This window comes from Streptomyces sp. NPDC054765 (assembly GCF_053612065.1).
Genome location: NZ_JBSHBP010000157.1, coordinates 1 through 1,228, shown reverse-complemented (window position 1 = coordinate 1,228; position 1,228 = coordinate 1). Strand labels below are relative to the sequence as shown.

Genomic DNA, 1,228 nt, shown 5'->3' with positions numbered 1-1,228 from the left:
TACCGCTTGGAGTACTGACTACCCACCTGGCACTACTTCCTCTGGAACCTCATGTCCCAGTCTCCAGGTGTCCAGTCACAAGGGGAAGCTTCATCGGTGAGGAGTTTTTCGGTCTCCTCCCAGCCCCAGCACGTTCCGCACAGGCCGCCGGTTTCGGGTTCGCCGCACTGCGCGCACGGCATCGCCCGCCGCGCGACTTCGTCCGCCTCCTGCCGGGCGCGTGCCGCGGCAGCCTTCGCCGCCACCGCGGCATCCTTGGCCGCTCGCTCGCGGCGATGCTCCTCGAACCGCGCGGCATCGGCGTCCACCACCGCACGCAGCTGGTCCTCGAACGCCTGGCTGCCGGTCGGGGGTGGCGTCGGGCAGCTGGGCCTGGACCTGGGCGGCGACGCTGCGGCGGCGAGCGCGGAGGGCGAGAACGCGGTCCTCGCAGAGCTCGCAGGCAGCGCCGGAGCGCATCCGCACGCCTTCGTCGCAGCCCGCGTCGTTGCAGTCGCTGCACCGGGGCAGGCCCCGGCCGAGGAGCCAGCCCACCGGGTCGGTGATTGCGTCTGCCTCCCCTGGCTGGAGAAGCAGGCGGCGCGTCAGCCGGCTGACAAGGATGCTCTCGGCCTGGTCACGCCCGACCACGCTGGCAATGGCCGTCAGTTCGCGACGGATGGCCTTCTCGACCAGGCGACGGGTGCTGTCCCACTTCAGCCGGTCCCACAGCAGCTGCACGGGAGCGACCACTGCCTCAAGATCACGAGCGGGCCGCGGCACCCTCCCCCGTAGCCCGCTGCTGTGACGCCCGCCCATGTCGGCGAGCAAATCGGAGGCGGCGTCCAGCCCAGAGCCGGCGCTGGCGTCGCCCTCGGCCAGCTCCTGGCCCTCTGGCTGCATGGGGATGGTGGGGGGAGTTTTCGGCATTTCCCCGCGCAGCGGGCCGTCCGGGCCACCGGTCGACGGCGCCGGGGCAGCGGCGGCGTCGGTGTCGGCGGCCTGGTCCTCGCGTGCGCATGCGCGTCCCGGCAGATCACCGGACCCCCCACGGCCGTAGCCGGAAAAGCCACTACCACCCGCACCCTCATCTCCCAGAGCAGCCATAGGTGTGTGGTAAGAAGCTGTTGTCTTTCCGATCTTGAGCGGTCGAAGGGTCTGTACGGTCAACGGTGGATCTTCGAACAGGAAGTGACACCTGATGACAGACGTGATCGTCTCGGCTGAGGCCGTCGAGGAAGCGCAGCCC

General features: G+C 70.0%; 1 protein-coding gene. It reads right to left on the bottom strand.

Annotated features, from left to right (window positions below; translation table 11 throughout):
* Nucleotides 1-32 precede the first annotated feature (32 nt).
* Complete coding sequence (locus ACWGJY_RS37545; RefSeq protein ID WP_453265378.1) at nucleotides 33-311, bottom strand: hypothetical protein; 279 nt, start codon at nucleotides 309-311, stop codon at nucleotides 33-35.
* Nucleotides 312-1,228 lie beyond the last annotated feature (917 nt).